This window comes from Bremerella sp. P1 (assembly GCF_028748185.1).
Taxonomy (GTDB): domain Bacteria; phylum Planctomycetota; class Planctomycetia; order Pirellulales; family Pirellulaceae; genus Bremerella.
Genome location: NZ_CP118164.1, coordinates 5909152 through 5928823, shown reverse-complemented (window position 1 = coordinate 5928823; position 19672 = coordinate 5909152). Strand labels below are relative to the sequence as shown.

The window sequence follows — 19672 nt, the reverse complement described above, 5'->3', positions numbered from 1 at the left end:
GCTTCTCCCTCCCCAATTCTAGACACGTACAACATGTCAGCTCGACTCAAATGGATCTCTATGGCTTCTCTGCTTGGGTGCTGCCTTCTTGGCAACATGGCGCAGGGACAAACGGCGGACAAGCCCAATGTCGTCTATATCCTGGCAGATGACGTCGGCTGGGGCGACCTTAGCATGCATGGAGGCCGAGTTCCGACACCCAGTATTGACCGCCTTGCCAAGCAGGGCGTCGAACTGACGCAGTTCATGGGGTGGTGCGTCTGCTCTCCAACCCGTGCGATGTTGCTGACTGGTCGGCATCCGATTCGTGTCGGCACAGCGCCGGAGGTCGGAGGAGAACTTGATCCGGCGGAAACGACGATTGCGGAAGGATTCCAGGCCAATGGTTATCGCACAGGCATCTTCGGGAAGTGGCATAACGGAAGCGATCCTGATACGCCTGAATTCCGCACCGAGTTCGCCGAAGCGTTCTCGAACATGCCCAACAAACAATTGAAAGCAGGACATGGGGTCAATTCACACGGATTTGACGAGGCCTGGGTCTACTACGGTGGCGGAGCGGACTACTTCAATCGAAAAACGGTGAAAGGACGCGGCCCGATCAGTTGGTGGCACAACTTAGAGTTTCGACCGAACGACGAAGGCTACACGGATGATCTGGTTACCCGTCATGCAATCGAATTCATTCGCGAAAACAAAGACAGGCCTTTTTTCTGTTACATCCCATTTCATATCGCCCACGCGCCGCTACAAGCTAAAGGAAATGACCTCGCGGAGATTGACCCTGACCTCGCTAGTGAGCTGCCTGCTGCCAGCGAGCGGGCAACCAGCGAAGACAAGTACATTCACGCGGCAATGCTGCACTCGATGGACAAGAATGTTGCTGCCATTGTCGCCGAGCTCGACTCACTTGACCTGAGCAATAACACTATCCTGATTTTCACCAGTGACAATGGCGCAATGGAAGCAGGCAGCAGCCTGCCCCTGCGTGGTCACAAGCATACGATCTACGATGGCGGCGTCCGCCTACCTACAATTGTCTATTGGCCCAAAGGTGGACTAGCTGGCGGTGGGCAATGGAATGGCCTGTGCGGCTCGCTCGACATGTTTCCGACACTGATGGCCATGACTGGTTCGGCGATGCCAGAAACTCGCCCCCTGGACGGACGGAACATTTGGCCAGCTCTAAAAGATCGCCAATCGAGTCCGGTCGATAGCTATTACTGGGTTTGGCGCAATGAAGACGCGATACGCACCCAGCGGTGGAAACTGCACCGATTCCTGGAACGGTTCGAGCTCTATGATATGGACGCCGATGCAACAGAGTCGAATAACGTCGCCGAAATGCATCCCGATATCGTGAATTCACTGACGAAAGAAATGGATCGCTGGACCGAATCCCTGGGTCTTGCCCTAAGCCATCGCCCTGCCCCGGATACTCTTCACGCTTCGGCAGCGCCAGAGGGAGACGTACTGGCCGTAACGGTTACCGTTGCGGAGGAGGCCAAGCCAAAGGATCGCCTGTCAATATCTCTGGCCAACTGGAATGGAACGCAGTACGCAACCGACAGGATTGAGTATGACATCGCTTTCTCGTTCGAACAGCCCAGACGACGCCCCTATTACTCCACGCTCGAAGGGAACAACTCCAAGCCATTTGGACCGCTGTTCAAGCCTGATCTCTATGTCGATCAGTTTGGACGTGATCAGAGTACCGGTCCCGGCCTCTTCGATAGCACAGCCACTTGGGAACACCGAATCGTGGGGCTTTCGAGTACGGCCCCGGGGCCCCTCGGAAAGCATGGTGTCGTTTTTGCCGGAGGTACGCCAGGCACCTTTACCGTCTACCTCGATAATCTTCGAGTCCGCCACGCCGACGGCAGCACGACAACTCTTTGGTCCAGCAGAAAGGATACTCGCTTGGGAAAAGTGATTGAAAACAACCTATTCCACGACATCCAGATTCGCACGGTCGACGTGATGGAGGTCGGAAAATGATCACGTACGTCGCTACAAACTCGATAACATACCGGACTTTTCCGATAGGGCTAGGCCTCATCCTAGGGGTGTTTTTCAATACCCTATCCCAGGCGAATGAAACAAAGCCTTCACGCCCTATGAATGTGTTGCTGCTAGTCGCTGATGACATGAACAGTTGGCCCTTAGGCGATCCCGATCGATACGCGGGCAAGGTCGTGGTGCCGAACATCAATAGGCTTGCCGAGAGTGGCGTTAACTTTACCCGAGCTTACACTGCCGCTCCAGTTTGCTCGCCATCTCGAACGGCACTGCTTTCCGGGGTGGCACCTTGGAACTCGGGGCACTATCACAATCTGCCTGGGGCGAGTAGTAGTAAGCCGCTCAATGATGCCCTTTCCGTTGCTGGCATGTTCAAGAAGGCAGGCTACACGACCGCTTCTTATGGAAAGATAACTCACGGCTGGGATCAACGAGAACAATGGGACGAACGTCTTGGACATAAGCGAGATCCGGCACCACCGGGCGCGCCTCTCACCACCGTAGGGAGAGGAGAACAGGACTGGGGTCCGATTCACCTCATAGAATCTGAGATGAACGATAGCCAGAACGCGGACGCTGCGATTGCCCGGTTGCAAAAGCAACACATCGAACCGTTTTTCATCGCGTTTGGAACCTTCAGTCCGCACATGCCGTGGTACGTACCTCAAAAGTACTTTGACATGTTTCCGCTCGAAGAGATCACCATCCCCAAATTGATCGAGAATGACCTGGATGACGTTCCGGCTCTGGGCCGTGCATTAACGGATGGGAAAAGCAAGTTTGTCGATGCCGTGATCGACCAGGGTCTCCACAAGGACGCTGTCCAGGCCTATCTGGCGACAATTGCCTATGCCGATGCTCAAATTGGGCGCGTACTCACTGCGTTGGATGAAAGTCCACACAAAGACAATACGATTGTCGTATTCCTGACCGATCACGGCTTTCATCTTGGTGAGAAACATCATTGGCAAAAAGCGACACTTTGGGAAGAAGCGACCCACTCCCTGTTGATGATCCGTGTGCCAGGTGTCACTCCGTTCGGCAAGCGATGTGATCGATTTGTATCGTTACAGGACGTTTACCCTACCTTGGCCCAGTTGTGCGGAATCGAGCCGCCAGCCTATTTGGACGGTCGTTCGTTGGTTCCCTTGTTAAAGGCGCCCGACAGTGAATGGCCAAGCACGGCAATCACTTGTTTGACTAGCAAGGGAAAGCCGAGCGATGGCTTCATTACGATTCGCTCGGAAGAAGGACGCTATATCCGTTACGCAACCGATCAAGAGGAATTTTACGATACCTCACAGGACGCACATGAGTGGACCAATCAAATCGACAACCCCACTCACGCGGCGACGATTGAGGAGCTTAGGGGCAGAGTTCCACGTCTCACGGAAATGGCTGTTCCCCTTCCCCAGGTAGGAAAGATCGCAGAATAGCGGCCAAACCCGTACGCATATGAGGTGACGATGAATTCAAATCGGTTCAAATTAGCTTGGTATGCTTTGTTCGTCGTGGGAACGATGCTTGTCGTGGCATGCGATTCGGAAGCAGCTACAGAACGTCCACCCAACGTCGTTTTCATGTTCGCCGATGATCTTGGGTATGGCGACCTTGGCTGCTACGGGCATCCCTACGCGAAGACGCCCGTACTCGACCAGTTAGCCAAAGAAGGAACACGATTCACACAGTACTACGTAACCGGCGTCACATGTAACCCAAGCCGGACCGGCATCATGACGGGCCTGTTTCCTGCACGTTTTCCTCAATATGCGGCGGACTTTGGTTTTGGCGATCGCATCACGATCACTGAGCTTCTGAAGAGCCGAGGCTACAAGACAGGCCACTTCGGCAAGTGGCATATCGGACCAGATAACCGCAGTGGAACCTACGGAATCGACGTGGTCGACGCCATTGGAAAAAGCAAGAGCAAGACATCCGGTCGAGATGACGACGTCTACAGCGCGGCCATTGACTTCATTCGTGAAAATAAGGACAGCCCGTTCTACGTGAACGTCTGGGGACATGCTACCCATTTTCCCGTCAATCCCGCAGAGAACCTCGCCGCAAAGTTTAAGGACGTACACGTAAGTCGCGATGATTTCTCATCAACGATGCAACACAAGTTCGATGAATGTGTACAGATCGGCGGCAACCTCGATAAGTCAATGCAGCGATACCTGGCGGATGTGTATCAGATCGACGCCAACGTTGGCCGGTTACTATCAGTCATTGACGAACTGGGACTACGGGACGAAACGATTGTTGTCTTCTCCAGTGACCACGGTCCCGCTCCTGTTATCCTAGGAAACAAGGGAGCCCGCGAATTCTCAATCAATATGCTCGGGTACGCTAGCCACTTCCGAGGAGGCAAGCACGAGCAGTACGAAGGAGGAACGCGAGTGCCGTTCATCATCCGTTGGCCAGGCCATGTCCCGGCTGGTCGTATCAACGACCATGACGTCTGCTCTTTTATCGATTGGATGCCCACCCTTTGCTCGATCGCAGGGGTCGATGAAATTCCAACGCAGATCGACGGAGAAGATATCTCCGACATTTGGCAGGGGGCCGACCGCTCTCGCTCGAAGCCACTGTTTTGGAAATCCAGCTCCATTGGAAGTACGCCGGCCGTACGGCATGGCAATTGGAAACTGCATCTTAATCGCCGTCGTGGACAAGACGTCGAGCTCTACGATCTTTCCGTCGACCCGAGCGAAAGTAAAAACGTCGCCAAAGATCACCCCGAGGAGGTCGCTCGCTTGGCAAAGATGACCCAAGCTTGGATGTCAGAGCTTCCCAAGCAATACGAGAAGGCGGACGCGAAGTCCCGCTCCAGGGAAGACTAACGCCGCCCATTCCACATTTAGATATGGAAAGTCCATCATGCCCAAACGTTATGCCTTGAAGGCCGTTCTCTTTTTTGTCAGCACGTTGCTGATTTGCACGGAAACAGTATTAGCTCAGGAAGCAACACCACAAAAGCCGAATATTGTTCTCTTGTTCATCGACGACTGGGGTTGGAGCGGAACCCCGGTGGCAATGGACGATGACATGGCAAACTCGCGGATGCCAGTCCTGCGGATGCCAAATGTCGAACGGTTGGCCAAGGAGGGCATGAAGTTCACACATGCGTATGCGTCCCCCCAATGCTCGCCGTCACGGGTTTGCGTTCAAACAGGCCAGTCCTCCCCACGTAACGGCTTCACGGTCTACATGAACAGTCGAGGAAGCGAGTATTACGACGAGAGCAAGGCCTATCAACACTTCCCCGTCGTTCCTTGTGTATCGGATGAGGCAATTGACCCAGACGCGGTCACCATTCCTGAGGCCCTCAAGAAGCTGGGATACGTCAGCGCTCATATCGGCAAGTGGCACATGCGAGGAGACCCAGGCGACGAGGGATACGTGCTGCATGATGGTGACACGAACAACAATCCAGGCAACACGCTGCCCGAGAATGCGAAGCAACGACTACCCGAAGATCTGACCGATCCCAAATTGATGTTTAGCGTTACAGAGAAGGCGATCGGCTTCATGGAAGAACAAGCCAAAGCAGGGAAGCCTTTCTATCTTCAGATATCACACTACGCCATGCATGAAGGTCGTGAATGTTTGCCATCCACGAGAAAGAAGTACACAGACCACGCTTCGGTGCAGGCCTACTACAAAAAGTTTGGCAAGACGGAAGAAACCGTCAATCGAAAGCAAGATCCGGCAGTCTGGCTTGGCATGGGAGAGGACCTCGACGGCCGGATTGGTGCTGTTTTGGACCGGATTCGAGAGCTCGGTATCGAGGACAACACCTACGTCATCATGGTTGCCGACAATGGCTATCGTCACTCATTTCTTCCTGGTCTTACCCAACCACTGCATGCAGCTAAGTGGTGGGTCTGGCAAGGCGGTATCCGCGTTCCCATGATCGTAAAAGGACCAAGTATCAAACCGAACAGCGTCTTTCACGGGAATGTCGTGAATTACGACTTCCTACCAACATTTGTTGATTGGGCGGGGGGTGATCCGAAAACGCTTAAGAACATCGACGGAGTAAGCCTCGCGTCTTTCATGGCGGGCAAGGCACCGGATAGCGGATTCCTCAACCGCAATCTCTATTTTCACTATCCTCACTACCGATCGAGTATGCCCCATTCTGCGGTAGTATCTGGCCAACATAAGCTGTTGCACTTCTACGAGCGACCTGAAGTTCCGATGCTTTTCGATCTATCTCAGGATGTCGGGGAAGTTCACAATATCGCCGAGAAGAATTCATCAGAGCATAAGAAGCTATTCAAGCAAATGATGGCCTATTTCGAGGAGGTCGGTGCCCGGATTCCCAAGCCTAATCCCAAATTCGACCCTACGGCCTATCAACAATCGAATGACTACGAAAAGCGTGTGCGATGGGGGCCTTTTGACGGTGACCGTCCCCTTGAAGATGACGAGAAAGTCGAGCGCTAATCCCCTGATTAACTAAATCGCTAAGGATACTTCTATCCATGCAATATCAATGGACATCGATTGCGTTCTTTGCCCTACTCTTCCTCAACGCATCGATTCTGCAGGCCGAAGGACCTTTGCCGCAATTCACCTTCCAGGGAGAAGTCCTGGAAGCAAAGGACCTTCATTTCGCACCTTCACCGGAACTCGAGCGTGCCTCGCTGATCAAGACGGAAGGTTGCGTCGAAAACCCGCTCGGCAAGTACTATCTCTACTACTCACCTCACAAGCATGTCGGAGTAAGCCTGGCGTATTCCGATAGCATCAAAGGTCCGTGGATCCAATACAAGGGCAATCCGATCGTCCAAGACGCTGCCATCCCGGATGTGCGCTGGATCGAGGACAGCGGCAAGTTCCATCTCTGGGCGCACAAAAAGAACAAGCAGACCGAAATGTGGACTAGCTCTGACGGACTCCATTTCGACTACCATAGCGTCAGCGTCGCCGCGAGTGAAATCGGTACGCGTAATGCCACTTACACACGTGCCTACGATTTTCCGCTGGAGCGTTACCAGAGCAAGTACATCATGCTCTACTCCGGCTTTATCGTCGACCGCGGTATTCGGTGCATTTGGTTGGCGCACTCAAAGGATGGCACACAATGGACCCAGGAAAAGACACCATTAGTCGAGCCGATCGAGGGTGAGAACAACGACATCTACGGCCCTTCGCTCTTTCAGTGGCAAGGAAAGAACTACATCGTCTATCAGGACCATACTGCTTATCGAGGCGGAAACGTGAAGTATGTCGAGCTCGACCAGCAGCTCACTCCGATTGGCACCACGGGAAAACGTCACTTGCTGATCAAGCCCGTCGCCGACTCGCCGATTGACAACCGATACCGGGAATGTGAGATCTATCGGGATGGTAGTACCTTTTATCTGCTTGCCAGCGGAGGAGACAAGCCAAGGCGAATTGTTCACGCAACGGCTCAAATCGAAGAAGTTGACAATATAACGCAAACCCCGTCCGGCAAGACCATCCGTGTACTTGGAGATGGAAATAAGTCGACCAAAACTCAAACCCCGAGAGTCGACGTATCCAATGAGGTAGTCCTGAAGATTCTGCGACCTAAACTCAAGGGAGAGCAAGTCAGTCCAACCTGGATCGAGCTGAACTACCTCATCATTGACGCACGACATCCGGATGGGTTCGAGCGACTTCAATTATGGAAACCGGGAGCCAAGAAAGCTGAGCGATCGTTTACCGAGGCCGATCGTCATGCATCGGGATACTTCTTCTTCAAGAGACGTTTTAAATCAGCAGGAGTCCGCGACTATACGATCCATTACTGGCCTCGCGGGACTGACCCTCACGTGGATCCGCCACTCAAGAGCGATACTGATTTCTCCCTGGAATATCGCGATCCCAAGCCTAATCTGCCAGACTATCTAGGATTTACGAATCTAAACGACGGAAGTGTCGTATTGGCGAATGACCCTGCCAAACCTGACGATCTCACCTACATCTATCTCGACTGCATGGATTCGTGTGGCACCTGGGGCAAGGGCAATTTGGGCAAAGCTATGCACGTCGGATACAAAGACGACGACGGAATCAAATGGGTTGAGCTAGTGGTCAATGGACCAGATGGAGAAACCGTCTTGCGTAATGAAGCGGCTCTCATTTTCGACAAGGATCAGAAATACCACGGACCATTTTGGGGAGAATCGATCGACCCCAATCAAACAAAGAGCCCCGATGACGCTTGGCCACAGGGGACGAAATGGAAACGGATCGAGGGCTTCGGGCTCTATGAGTTTACGGTTTCCTTACGACCGGGAACCTACCGGTTAAACATCCGGGCAAAAAACAACGTCGATAAACTTGTTAAGGGACCGTCGATTTCAATAACCACCCAATAGGTTTGTAGCTATCTTTGTACAGTGATCGTGTTTGGCCTCGATCGCAGTATTCTCCCATCAGCAGTAGAAGCTTGAAGAAAAATGGGAAAGAAACCAGGCTTGGACAACTCCACTGTTAACCGTCCTTCTTTCAATTCTCCCAATTTCGTTGCTCCGGCGTACACTTCAATTGGGCTACTCACGTTCGGGCTGCCGGCAACTCGCACTTCGATTTCCTCGCCAGCGTTGTGAATGATCAACGGCTGTTTGTCGCCTAACCCTGGTGGACTGGCAAGTTTCAACTTCGGCTCCGTCGCGACGAAAGCCTGCCACGCTCGGGCAGTATTGGCGTCAGGGAACCAGCAAGCCGAAGCCTTGTCGCCCTTGAATTCGTCAAATCTCGCGACGACCGTATTCCCTTCTCGCCAATTCGAGAGATCTCCCAACCAGCCCGAACTCTCGGAATATGCCTTAAGCGCTTCACCCGGTTCTCCAAGTCGTTCCCGAATGGCCGCATCGAAAAGAGGAAACAGAAGATTGTTCGCTTGGCCGAACTCATGTCTTCGTCTCCATTGGACGGCAATACCGAACAATCCACCCTGTGCCCGTACCTCTTGTAGCTTGGTGGTCAGTATTTCGTACTGCTTACCATCACGTTCACCAAACACCGTCATGGTCGGTATTGCCATCGATGCCGCATTTCGAGGCCCCACTTCCAGGCACACCGGGCCCACCGCGATCGTTCGTTCAGGCATCAACTCGGCGATACGCGTGCAATTGCCAGCACCGGCAGACATGCCGACCAGACACATCTTCGCTCCAACAAGCTCAGCGTGTCCGCTCTCCTGAGAGAACGTTTCCAAGGCCATGTCGATAACTCTCGGAAACTCCTGGCTCTTGGCTCCGAAGAAATTCGACGACAGAATCCCGAATTTCCAATGTCGACCGGCGGCTTGCCAATGCTGCTGCGTTACCGCATCGGTATACATAGGATTGAAAATTACGCCGCGGATTGTCTTCACACCTTCTGGTAGCCAGATACGAAATGGCACATGTTCGAGGCCACCTTCTCGTGAACGAGAACTGTCCTTCTTGGGTGACTGAAGTTTGACCTCGGTCTTAAAATAAGCGTCTTCTGCAGCCACGGAACTCGATGCAACACCTACTAGCAAGGTGATCAAGAATCCAATGGCAGCATGCATAACAACTCTCGGAATCATATGGCTCCTCGCTTCGTAAGTCATCTAGCGTTGCTTCTTTCGAATAACGAAGCGGAAACCAATGAACGGTTCGCTGTCACGGTCACCAAATTGATGGCGATAGGCACTGCGGCAATTCTCGGCTGAACTAACCCACGAACCACCTCGCGTTACTGCGTTCTCGCACCACTCCGCCAAGTTCCCGTAGACATCGTGCAAACCCCATGGGTTCGGCAGAAAGGAACCAACTGGCGCCAATCGTGCGAATCCATCGTCAAGGGTTCGATTCGCCGAGTTGGAATAGACGTCGAGCGTGTCGTAATAACTGCGATCTCCAAAATTCGCGTGTTTGGGAAGCTCGCTGATGTCATCTCCAAAATAGAATCGCGTGTTGGTTCCGGCTCGTGCGGCATACTCCCACTGCTCTTCCGTCGGCAAGGCATACTCCCAGTCCGATGGAATGACTCCGGCTTTGGACTCCGCCTCATTAAGCGCTCTCAAGGCCCGCCCACCCCCTTTCAACTGAGTGGCCATGTCCTGCGGATGCTGGTCTTCGCTAGCCAAGCAATTACGAATGTCACTTCCTGTCCATTGTCCCTTGGTCACTTCGTACTTCCCGATCCAAAACCCTTCACGAATGATTACTTCGCGCTGGGTTTCGTCCTTGTAGCGACCTGGTTCTTCCGTCGGACTGCCGACCACGTATGTTCCCGGGGGACACCAACAAAAGGCCATCCCATGGCTGTTAACCCATTGGTCTCCGGCCTTCTCCCCGGTGTAAAACTCAACCCGTCGCGCATCTGAGCCCCCTGAGTCGCTTGGCTTATCGGCCATAACATTCGAGGCGGCTGTCAGTACGAATACGATCCCCAGAAGGACGCTCGATCGATGGGACACGCTCATTCTTTCTCCCTCTAGCGATGTCAGATCATCAGTTCCGACAAGGGCCCACGTTGGTCGAGATCCGCGATGGCAAGGTCGTCTATGCCGAACGATTCGCGGCGATCCCCAACGGCATGCAGTAGTGACATGTATAGACTGGCAATCGTCCGATGCCCGGTTTGTCCATACCAGGGATAACGGAGGTAACGATTTCCTAGATTTAATCTGCCGCCAAGATCTCCGATCAATACATATGGCCATTCGTAGCAGCCGGGATGGTGCTGATCGGCGGCGTCTGACATGTACACAATCAAAGTATTGTCTAGCATCGTGCCGTCCCCTTCAGGAATCGACTCCAACTTCGACAGAAAGCGGGCCAATTGCTCCAGGCACTTACGGCGGATCAATGCATGGCACTCGGCAGCTGGTATCCCTGCTTGAGTGCTCCCATGTCCAATGGAATGGCCGCCAATGCGACCTTCGCCTTTGCCAACCTCACTGGCCAGGCAACTCAGTCCGACTCGATCCGGACCTGCACCGGCAGTAACGGTCACTACATTCGTCAGACCAGCGATGAGCGTCCCTGCGGCGATATCGAATTGGGCTTCAAGTCGATCGAAAATTCCGGTAGGGCCTGTTTTCGTGTCGATCAAGTTTCCAGTAGCAGGATCAATATTGGGTGCTGCCTGAGAAATTCTGTCAGACATGCCGGCAAGTTTGGTCTGCCTTCCGCTCATCGCCTCGAATGCTTCCAGGTAGCGATCTAGCTTATCCCTTTCGCTACCGTCTAAGCGGGCCGTCATGCGTTTAACATCATCCGACATGAAGTCTAATAGGTTCGTGTCGACATCGAATGCCTTGCGAGCCTGGCCATTGGCACCTGCGGCAAAATATTGTTGATGGGCAAGGACAGGGTTGAGCAAGGTGGGCAGCGCCTTGCCGCGTCCAGCGGACGTCACATTGTATGCAATCGATGCCGAAGAATCGTGAACACCCAAACCAATGTGCGGATAGATACCGCCCAAGCTTCTGGCAAGAGCGGCATTGACGGTTTCGTCATAGTCCCTTTTACCGCAAGGCCAACATCCAAGAGCGGCGAAACCCATTCCATGGCTTCCACGAGCAATCCTCCCAGAGAGACCATGAACCAGCGTCATCTTCATAGTCCAAGGAGCCGATGGCTCCATACTGTACGCCATCTGGTGATCGTCGAGCGAGCGGTCCTCTAACGTCGTCGGATTCTTCGGACGTTCGATACCTGCCGGCTGGATTTCACCTGGATAGATTCCATTGGCTTGAACAAAGAACAACACTCGCGCCGGTTTTGCCTTATCGGAGGCTGCTTCCAACTGACGCAGGAAGGGACCTAAATACAGGCCAGCCAAACCGAGCGAGGTCCCACGAAAAAATGTCCGACGATCGAACATGACTAATCCTCCGAGTGATGAGGTATCTGCCGCAACAGAAACGAATCGGAACTAAGTAGCGATACGACCAGGGCACGGAAACTCCCACCACTGTCGCGATATATTTTGTGTGCGTCTTGGAGCGTATTCGCATCCCCAAGCGTTTCATTGCGTCCCATGAAGAAGCGAAACACATGACGAACAAACACCTGCTCGACGTGGTCGGAATTAGCTAGTAGGTCCATCATCTCCGTGGGACCAGCGACCTTCTTTCCATCTAGCTCGAGAATACCGGTACGCGTAATCTCTCCGCTTGCATCGACTGGTTGCCCGGCGTCGAGTCGCTGAAAACGTCCGTAGTGATCGTACCGTTCGAACGGCAACCCAAGCGGGTCCATCTTCCGATGGCAACGCCAGCACTCAGCCGCACTGGTCGCCATTGTCAATCGATTGCGGAACGAAGTATGTTCTTTCTCTGGCACGCGCGCATCAACGCCAATCGGCACGTCCGGAACCGTTCCTCCCAGGAGATGCGTTCGTACCCATTTGCCACGCTGGACTGGATGATTGTCAAAATTGCCACTCCAGGCCGCAAGCCACGCTGGATGCGTCAGAACGCCTGATCTTTCGTCGGAACGAAAAGAGATTGGCTGTCGTTCAAGCGACCATTTCCAATCCAGAGGCAGACCGAAGGCCGTCGGATAGTTCTGTTTACGCTCGACACCCAACTGCAGCACAACTTGGCGATCCTTGTTCTGCTTATAGATTGCGTTCACGTAGTACTTCCTGGAAGTGAGAAGTCGTTTCAGAACGTCCTTGTCGTTGCGAAGGATGTCACGAATATCTGTTTCCAGGTCCGCGATTAGTTGATTGGGGACATGAGTTCCTCCGTCGGGATGATCTTTAAAGACTTCATTGGCGAATGGATAGTTAAAGTATTCTCGAAAGAATTCCATCACTCGCGCGTTCTTGTCCTGCAAGAGTGACTGATCGCGCAAACGTTCTCGCACGACATCGGCGACATCTTCGTTACTGGCAAGCGTCCCCTGTTCAGCGGCTTCAAGGAATTCCTTGAGACGTTCATTGGTTAGTGCATACGACAGGGCGTAGGCCGTCTCGATCTGAGTGAGTCGAACACGACCGTAAGTATCTGGCATACCATTGCCCAATTCTTGCCGATAGAGCACCTCCGGCTGAAGCAGGATGGCGGTTAACAACGATCTGGCAGCTAGCTGGTAACCGCCGATTTCCGACGCCTTGTTATAAAAAGCGAAAAACCTCAGCCGTTCTTCTTCGGTTGGTGGCCGAGAAAGCATTTTGCGAAACGCAAGTTCGATCGCAATCAAAACACTCTCTTCGTCCGGTACCGTTTCATCGCTCACAAGAGCCTTGAGCGCCTTGTCTTTCGATTGGGGAGAAACCATTCGATCCGCGATTTTCTTCGCATTGTTCAACAGCGGAACGGTTGCCGCTTCGTCCAGAAAATAGTTCGACGCGTAATCCTTAAAGTTCGATCCGTCCGCTACGTTTAATCCGTTGGCCAGATCGCTGACTTTCTCGGCCAGCCGAGGCATTTGTCGATCGTAGATCTCCGGTCGTAGTCGCCATATCCGAGGGGGCACAGGGTAAACGCGCGGAAGCCTCTGGTTGAAAAGAAACTGATGATCGACGTAATTCCCGAACTCAGGAAGCAGAAGTTTTTCGTCCGTGACGACACCAGGACGCTGGGTCTTCAACTTCTCTTGTCGGATCCATTTCAGCAGGATGCTTCGTTCTGCGTCGCTAGGTTGATCGGCATCCTCAGGAGGCATGTCGCCAAACTGCAACTGCTCTTCAACTTGCCGCCACGTCTCGAGGTTAGCTCCCCGCAGAAGATTCGGATCGATCGATTCGAGCGATAAACTCCCTTCCGCCAAGTCAACTCCATGACAGTCGATGCAATACTTTGCCAAAACAGGTTCTACGTGCGCCTTGAAGCCCGCCAAATCGGGCTCATCTGCGTTTGCCATCGAGACAAACGGCAAAAACACGATAGCTAGAATGCCGAGTTTACCGAGGACTGATGTCGGGAAGACCACGCTTACACCAAGCCGTTTCATGTGGGGCGGAACAGAGGAGGTGGAGGAGGAAAACATGATGCCGAATTATGCTTCGGTGTAAGGAAAGTTGCTTTCCGTTCCCGCATTAGGCGCTTCACGGCGTAAAAAAGTATAACTTCCTGTAAGTTATGATGAGCCTAACACTTACGAATTGACTCGGAATTCCGACGAAAATTCTCCTGCGACCAGCGCGCCTGAATTTGTAAAGAATCGACACATTTAAGTGGGAAGTCCAATTACTAGGCATACGCTCGCCCCACCAAGGATTTTGTATGCAAGAGAATCCGAAGCCAAACCACGATATCGGTGCTCGTCTGATGCAGCATCGGCGCACTTTGTACAGCTATGTGTTCGCATGTGTTCGCGATGAGCACACGGCGGAGGATATTGTTCAGGATGTTGCCCAAATAGCGATCAGCTCAATCGACTCGTTACGCGATCCCGAACGATTCTCGAATTGGTTGTTTGGAATTGCCCGACGTCGCGTGCTGATGGAGTTTCGCAATCACAAGCGGGAGCAGGTCATGCCACCTGACGTGGTCGAGCTATTGGCCGTCGCCTCGGAAAACACCTCTTTGAATACTGTGAGTCGACGCAAGCAGTTTCTCACAGAGTGTATCGAAGATCTTCCCGATGAAATGCAAGCGATACTAAGGCATCGCTATGACGGATCGGTGCAAGATATCAGCGAATTGGCTGTTAGATTCGACCGAACCGTTCAAGCAGTCTATGGCGTATTGAAGCGTTTGCGAGTCAAGCTGGCGACTTGTGTCGAGCGAAAACTGGCCGAGGCGGGCCCATGAACCAGAACGATACAGAACTGCTGCATTGTTTTCTGGCCAACGAAGTGTCGGCCAAGGCTTTCGACCAGTTGATGGAGAGGCTGCGGCACGAGCCGGAGCTTGTTCAAACACTTCTTGCATTGGCAACTAATGAAGAGTTGATCAGCGAATGGGCCAGTCGCCCGCACATGCCGATTGTTGAACTCGACTTGGTAGAAACCAGAAACACCGGGCAGGCTCAACGGTCACCTCGAGAACCGGAGAGTACTTGGAGACGCACTGCCGTCTTCCTGTCTAGCTCAGCCGCGTTGGTCATGATCGGCCTACTCATTTTCTGGTGGCTTAGCCTGCCAGCGACCATTGCCAAAGTGCGCCACACATCGAATGTTGTGGGACTTGACCAGTCATTCGATTGGCAAACGGTCCGCCAAGGCGAAACGCTTTCATTTGAGACCGGAATCATCGAATTGACGACGGTCAATCAGGTTTCTCTCGTCCTAGAAGGACCAATCCATTGCCAGTTCCATTCTCGGAATGACATCGAGCTCGATGAGGGGCGACTGTTCGCGGATGTTCCTGAAACGGGACGCGGCCTGACCATTATCACACCGGATGGCGAAGTCATTGATTGGGGCACGAAATTTGGCGTGGAGGTTCTGCCAGAACAGAAGACAGAAGTTCATGTCTTTCAAGGCCGCGTTACGGCGGAATTAAAAAATGGAGATGATGCCCAAAAGGCCGATCTCACTGCCGGACGAGCCGTTCTTCTGAGTAAGCAAGAAGAGCAGATCAAGGATGTCAAACTGAGTAATCGATTCGCGAGAGAGTCCGCGGTTTTCCTCGAAGAGTTTACTTATCGTGGTAATGATCTGGCTGGTCACGCTGGTTGGTTTGACAGTGGACTATCTCCACAAAGAATACGTTCCGATCCCCATAAAAGTATTCAATACCCAGGGCTTGTTCTAAGCAGCAAGGGAATGCTGGTAGTCAAGGACGGCAATCAAGCATCTTGGTCGCCGGTCGGACGACGGTGGCATAACCGATACTTTTCGATGCTCATCTATCCTGATGACGATTTCGTGAAGCGGCTTGGCGACCAAACTGCCACACTCATTTCGTTCGGGTCACTTGATAGCGCCGAACGTAGCAACGTTCGCCTGGTGGTTCAAAAACCCAACAAGTTCGCAAAGCAAACAGCAGAATTTGGAATCGAAGTGAACGGCCAGCAGGCTTTCTACGAGAATCCCCTATTCAAGGGCTTTCATCCCTGCCTGGTTGTGATGCGTCTGGGTGAAGACGAAGTTGATCTATGGATCAATCCCCCCAGCGATTCACTCGGCTCCCGTGCCCCCCCTCCTCCATCGGTCACACTACCCTATTCCGCCGAAACAAAGTGGCACGCTCTTTGGATTAACGATATCGACAATCCCGGCAGCACGTGGTACTGGATCGATTCGCTTCGCGGTGGAGACAATTGGGCGAATGTGACCCCGCGGTCCCAGCTTGAAAACTGAATTTGCACAAGTCGGAATATTGCCCTTAACGCGTGTACCGCATTATCACATGCAACGCATGATCTCATGCGTCACTGACGACTCGCCTATGCCCGAGCCCTCGTAGTGATGCCGCCGGGATGCTAAGATATGAGGATTTCCATCACTGCAAAACAGCACAGCCAATGTCTCGAATCTGTTTGTTTTCGATCTTGCTGCTCTTGAGTGTCTCTGTCATCGTCGAAGCCGCCCCAAATGAGATCATCGAGCAACAAGCGGTTAAGAAAACTCCGTCGCGATCATCGATGTTTGCGTCTGAGGTCTGGCTAACGCCGTTGGTGTTGTTGCCGGGCGTGGCATTGCTGATCGTTTCGACATCTGCTCGCTTCGGACAAATCCATACCGAGGTTCACCGACTACTGGATCGCCCTGATGCCCATGCCAAGATCCTGGCCCGGAACCTCCTGAAACGATCGGCATTGTTTCGAGACGCCTTGATTGCCCTCTATGCCAGTGTCGGATTGTTTGCTTTGGGTAGCCTGCTAGGTGGTGTGGTCAATCTTTGGCGACCGGAATCTCTATGGGTGGTCGGAGGGGCCACGATGGTTGGTATTGGCTGCGTCGTGTTTGCGGCCATGCAACTCATCCGAGAAGCTTGGATTTGCTTACAAGTCGTCGTAGATCAAACCGAGCGACTGGAAACCGAGTAGCCCGGTATGTAGAAAACACGTGGTTGAGTATCTCTTTAAACCATTCGCGATGTTGTGATCACAGGGGGCACACGGACGGAACTGTCGCGGTAGATAACGTAGCGATCTCGTATGCATAAGGCCAGCCTATTGATCCTAGATATTGATCCCGTCCATCAAAATCAATTATATTTTATTGCGCAATCCAACCACGCTAAGCAAATTATCCACGCCTACTGCGCTTCTACTTCCCGCTGCTCATTCACTCCTACCTGCGATCCATCAGCTTTCCCGCCACCTGACGTGAGAAGATGCCGATGTTGAAATTGTATTCGACCGTGAAGCAAGCTTTGCCAGTGGCGATCTTGTCGCTATCAATCACTATAGCGACGGCAGCGGAAAACCGTCCTGCGGATGCGGCCAATTACGATCGTGACGTGCAACCGATCTTATTCAAGCGGTGCATTGCCTGCCACGGCCCCGAAAGATCGGACGCTGACTTAAGACTAGACAAACTCGATCCGAACCTGGCTACCGGCTCCGACGCAGAAACCTGGCACGATGTTCTCAACAAATTGAATTTGGGAGAAATGCCCCCGGAAGACGCAACGCCCCTTTCCCAATCCGAACGTAATAAAGTCGTCGGATGGCTTACCAATGAACTCAAGGTCGCTTCTGAGCTAAAAAGGAGTACCGGAGGGAAAGTTGTTCTGCGTCGATTGACACGCTACGAATACAACAACACCATGCGTGATCTGTTGGGGTTAGAACTCGATTATGCAGGCAAGCTTCCCCCCGATCCCACGTCAGCCGATGGATTCAAGAACAATGGATCCGCACTGGGAATCTCTCCGTTACAAATGGAGCTATATCTCGAAACCGCTCGCATGGGTCTTGGCAAGGCGATTGTCACCGGCGACAAACCGCCGGTCTACAAACATCGCGTGGAAAAAAGTGAACCCGACAAACGTGCAAAAGGGAGCGATCTCAATGAAGTGGGTGCCCGCAATCGCTTCCTTGCTCGAATCATGGACTTTCCGCGTGAAGGTGAAGTGGTCATTCGTGTTCGGGCGAGCACAAATGCCGCCGCAGATGCTCCTTATCCGCAAATGCGAGTGACAATGGGCGTGCGGGCAGACACCCAGGCTGCCGAGAAGACGCTAGCGGAGGTCGACGTGACGGCTTCCCGGGACGCACCGCAAACGTTCGAGTTTCGCGGCCGGATCGAAGACTTTCCATTGCCAGGACATAACCCCAAATTCCCAGGGTTACAGGTAAGCATTTACAACACTCTGGCAAATGCCGCTGATAAAGGATCTAAGCGAAATAAGAAGCGAAGTCCATCGCTTGCCGGAGCTGAAGACACTCCTGCACTTATTCGGATCGAGTCCGTTGAATTTGAAGGACCATTTTTAACAAGTTGGCCACCGCCGAGCCACAGGCAAATCTTTCAAGCCGCTGATGAAGATCCGAGCGAGACAGAGCACGCTCGAAAAGTTCTGCGGCGTTTTCTGACTCGTGCCTACCGTCGTCCCGCCACAGCTTCGGACGTTCAGCCGCTTCTAGAATATTTCTCTCAGATCCGTGAAGGCTTTCCCAGCTTCGAAACGACAATGCGCGAAGTGTTGGCCATGTCGTTAATTTCGCCTAAGTTTCTCTATCTCGTCGAACCGCAATCTAACTCGACGGGCCGCGAGCAGTTATCGGATTATGAATTAGCGTCGCGCATGTCCTACTTCCTGTGGAGCTCCATGCCCGATGAAGAGTTGCTCAACCTGGCGGCCGCCGGCACGCTTGACGATCAGCAGGTTCTGGCCCAACAGGTCGAGCGGATGCTTTCTGACCCGAAGTCGCGGCAATTTGTGCAACATTTCTCGGACCAATGGTTTGACCTATCAGCTATCGATCGCGTCGCGGTGAATCCGGAGTACTATCCCGATTTCGACGATCATCTCAAAGCCGACATGCGGATGGAGACCCAATTGTTCTTCGCAACCATTTTGGACGAGGATCTCAGCTGCATGACGTTGTTGGACGCTGATTTTACCCTGCTTAACCGCAGACTGGCCGAGCACTACGGTCTATCAGGCCCACGCGGAATTGCGTTTGAGCATGTGGAGCTATCCTCTGCGGATCGTCGTGGCGGACTTTTGACCCAAGGTAGCTTTCTGTTGGCCAACTCCAATGGCGAGAATTCACATCCCATCAAGCGGGCGGTATGGGTGCTGGATCGACTCCTCGACACACCTCCTGCTCCTCCTCCGCCTGATGTGCCTGAACTCGATCCGGAAGAACCCAACCTGGCAGCGTTGCCATTGAAGCAGCAGTTGGAGATTCACCGTCAGAAAGAAGCGTGTAACAGTTGTCACCGCGGGATCGATCCCTGGGGTGTCGCACTCGAAAACTACGATGCCGTTGGCAATTGGCGCGAGAAATTCGCTTCGGTAACACGCGGAAAGAAACAGAAGGCGTCGCTCATCGATGCGGTTGCCAACTTGCCCGATGGAACAACCGTAGCGGGCGCAGATGAGTTGAAGCAGTACCTGCTGAAGGAAAGACGCCAACAATTCGCGGAGACAATCGTGAAACGCATGCTGAGTTACAGCCTCGGCCGTTCGCTGGAGTGGACGGATCGAGAAGCAGTCAGTTCGTTAACAGGAGGTTTCACGGAAAATGAATACCGTCTTCGAGCTTTGATCACTGAAATTGTGCAAAGCGAAGTCTTTCAAATGAAGTAGTGGCATTTTCACAAGCAAACAAGCCTTGAA

General features: G+C 52.9%; 13 protein-coding genes. 9 read left to right on the top strand and 4 right to left on the bottom strand.

Going from position 1 to position 19672, the window contains the following annotated elements:
• Nucleotides 1–60 precede the first annotated feature (60 nt).
• The 5 genes from PSR63_RS24225 to PSR63_RS24205 all read left to right on the top strand — a co-directional run bounded on the left by PSR63_RS24225 (nt 61) and on the right by PSR63_RS24205 (nt 8375).
• Complete coding sequence (locus tag PSR63_RS24225; RefSeq protein ID WP_274328367.1) at nt 61–1998, top strand: sulfatase-like hydrolase/transferase; 1938 nt, start codon at nt 61–63, stop codon at nt 1996–1998.
• Between the two features lie 119 nt (nt 1999–2117).
• Nucleotides 2118–3455: a sulfatase gene (locus PSR63_RS24220; RefSeq protein WP_274328365.1), complete on the top strand. Its 1338-nt coding sequence runs from the start codon at nt 2118–2120 to the stop codon at nt 3453–3455.
• A 30-nt stretch (nt 3456–3485) separates the two neighbouring features.
• Nucleotides 3486–4862, top strand: a complete 1377-nt coding sequence (locus tag PSR63_RS24215) for a sulfatase family protein (RefSeq protein WP_274328363.1) — start codon at nt 3486–3488, stop codon at nt 4860–4862.
• A 37-nt stretch (nt 4863–4899) separates the two neighbouring features.
• Nucleotides 4900–6471: a sulfatase gene (locus tag PSR63_RS24210; RefSeq protein ID WP_274328361.1), complete on the top strand. Its 1572-nt coding sequence runs from the start codon at nt 4900–4902 to the stop codon at nt 6469–6471.
• Between the two features lie 38 nt (nt 6472–6509).
• Entirely contained in the window at nt 6510–8375 is a 1866-nt protein-coding gene (locus PSR63_RS24205; RefSeq protein ID WP_274328359.1) for a hypothetical protein, read from the top strand.
• 8 nt (nt 8376–8383) lie between these two features.
• Here the strand turns inward: PSR63_RS24205 and PSR63_RS24200 are convergent, their stop codons facing one another.
• The 4 genes from PSR63_RS24200 to PSR63_RS24185 form a co-directional block, all read right to left on the bottom strand.
• Nucleotides 8384–9499: a hypothetical protein gene (locus PSR63_RS24200; RefSeq protein WP_274328357.1), complete on the bottom strand. Its 1116-nt coding sequence runs from the start codon at nt 9497–9499 to the stop codon at nt 8384–8386.
• A gap of 99 nt (nt 9500–9598) precedes the next feature.
• On the bottom strand, nt 9599–10450 hold the full coding sequence (locus PSR63_RS24195) for a formylglycine-generating enzyme family protein (RefSeq protein WP_274328355.1): 852 nt from the start codon (nt 10448–10450) through the stop codon (nt 9599–9601).
• Between the two features lie 26 nt (nt 10451–10476).
• Complete coding sequence (locus PSR63_RS24190; RefSeq protein ID WP_274328353.1) at nt 10477–11862, bottom strand: DUF1552 domain-containing protein; 1386 nt, start codon at nt 11860–11862, stop codon at nt 10477–10479.
• Nucleotides 11863–11864: 2 nt separating this feature from the next.
• Nucleotides 11865–13976, bottom strand: coding sequence for a DUF1588 domain-containing protein (locus tag PSR63_RS24185; protein WP_274328352.1), 2112 nt, complete (start codon nt 13974–13976; stop codon nt 11865–11867).
• Nucleotides 13977–14212: 236 nt separating this feature from the next.
• Here PSR63_RS24185 and PSR63_RS24180 point away from each other — a divergent pair, with 236 nt between their 5' ends.
• The 4 genes from PSR63_RS24180 (at nt 14213) to PSR63_RS24165 (ending at nt 19642) form a co-directional block, all read left to right on the top strand.
• The gene (locus PSR63_RS24180; RefSeq protein ID WP_274328350.1) at nt 14213–14743 is read left to right on the top strand and encodes a sigma-70 family RNA polymerase sigma factor; all 531 of its coding nucleotides are present in this window, start codon (nt 14213–14215) and stop codon (nt 14741–14743) included.
• On the top strand, nt 14740–16236 hold the full coding sequence (locus tag PSR63_RS24175) for a FecR domain-containing protein (protein WP_274328348.1): 1497 nt from the start codon (nt 14740–14742) through the stop codon (nt 16234–16236). The genes PSR63_RS24180 and PSR63_RS24175 overlap by 4 nt, the downstream gene beginning before the upstream one ends.
• A gap of 164 nt (nt 16237–16400) precedes the next feature.
• A complete protein-coding gene (locus PSR63_RS24170) occupies nt 16401–16925 on the top strand; it encodes a DUF2721 domain-containing protein (RefSeq protein ID WP_274328346.1) in 525 nt (174 codons plus the stop codon).
• Between the two features lie 296 nt (nt 16926–17221).
• On the top strand, nt 17222–19642 hold the full coding sequence (locus PSR63_RS24165; RefSeq protein ID WP_274328344.1) for a DUF1592 domain-containing protein: 2421 nt from the start codon (nt 17222–17224) through the stop codon (nt 19640–19642).
• Nucleotides 19643–19672: the final 30 nt, after the last annotated feature.

What these genes read in the sequence shown, in the direction of transcription:
- PSR63_RS24180 (WP_274328350.1), top strand. Translation starts at nt 14,213, where the DNA reads ATGCAAGAGAATCCGAAGCCAAACCACGATATCGGTGCTCGTCTGATG.
- PSR63_RS24190 (WP_274328353.1), bottom strand. Translation starts at nt 11,862, where the DNA reads ATGTTCGATCGTCGGACATTTTTTCGTGGGACCTCGCTCGGTTTGGCT.
- PSR63_RS24175 (WP_274328348.1), top strand. Translation starts at nt 14,740, where the DNA reads ATGAACCAGAACGATACAGAACTGCTGCATTGTTTTCTGGCCAACGAA.
- PSR63_RS24225 (WP_274328367.1), top strand. Translation starts at nt 61, where the DNA reads ATGGCTTCTCTGCTTGGGTGCTGCCTTCTTGGCAACATGGCGCAGGGA.
- PSR63_RS24210 (WP_274328361.1), top strand. Translation starts at nt 4,900, where the DNA reads ATGCCCAAACGTTATGCCTTGAAGGCCGTTCTCTTTTTTGTCAGCACG.
- PSR63_RS24220 (WP_274328365.1), top strand. Translation starts at nt 2,118, where the DNA reads ATGAATGTGTTGCTGCTAGTCGCTGATGACATGAACAGTTGGCCCTTA.
- PSR63_RS24170 (WP_274328346.1), top strand. Translation starts at nt 16,401, where the DNA reads ATGTCTCGAATCTGTTTGTTTTCGATCTTGCTGCTCTTGAGTGTCTCT.
- PSR63_RS24215 (WP_274328363.1), top strand. Translation starts at nt 3,486, where the DNA reads ATGAATTCAAATCGGTTCAAATTAGCTTGGTATGCTTTGTTCGTCGTG.
- PSR63_RS24185 (WP_274328352.1), bottom strand. Translation starts at nt 13,976, where the DNA reads ATGTTTTCCTCCTCCACCTCCTCTGTTCCGCCCCACATGAAACGGCTT.
- PSR63_RS24165 (WP_274328344.1), top strand. Translation starts at nt 17,222, where the DNA reads ATGTTGAAATTGTATTCGACCGTGAAGCAAGCTTTGCCAGTGGCGATC.
- PSR63_RS24205 (WP_274328359.1), top strand. Translation starts at nt 6,510, where the DNA reads ATGCAATATCAATGGACATCGATTGCGTTCTTTGCCCTACTCTTCCTC.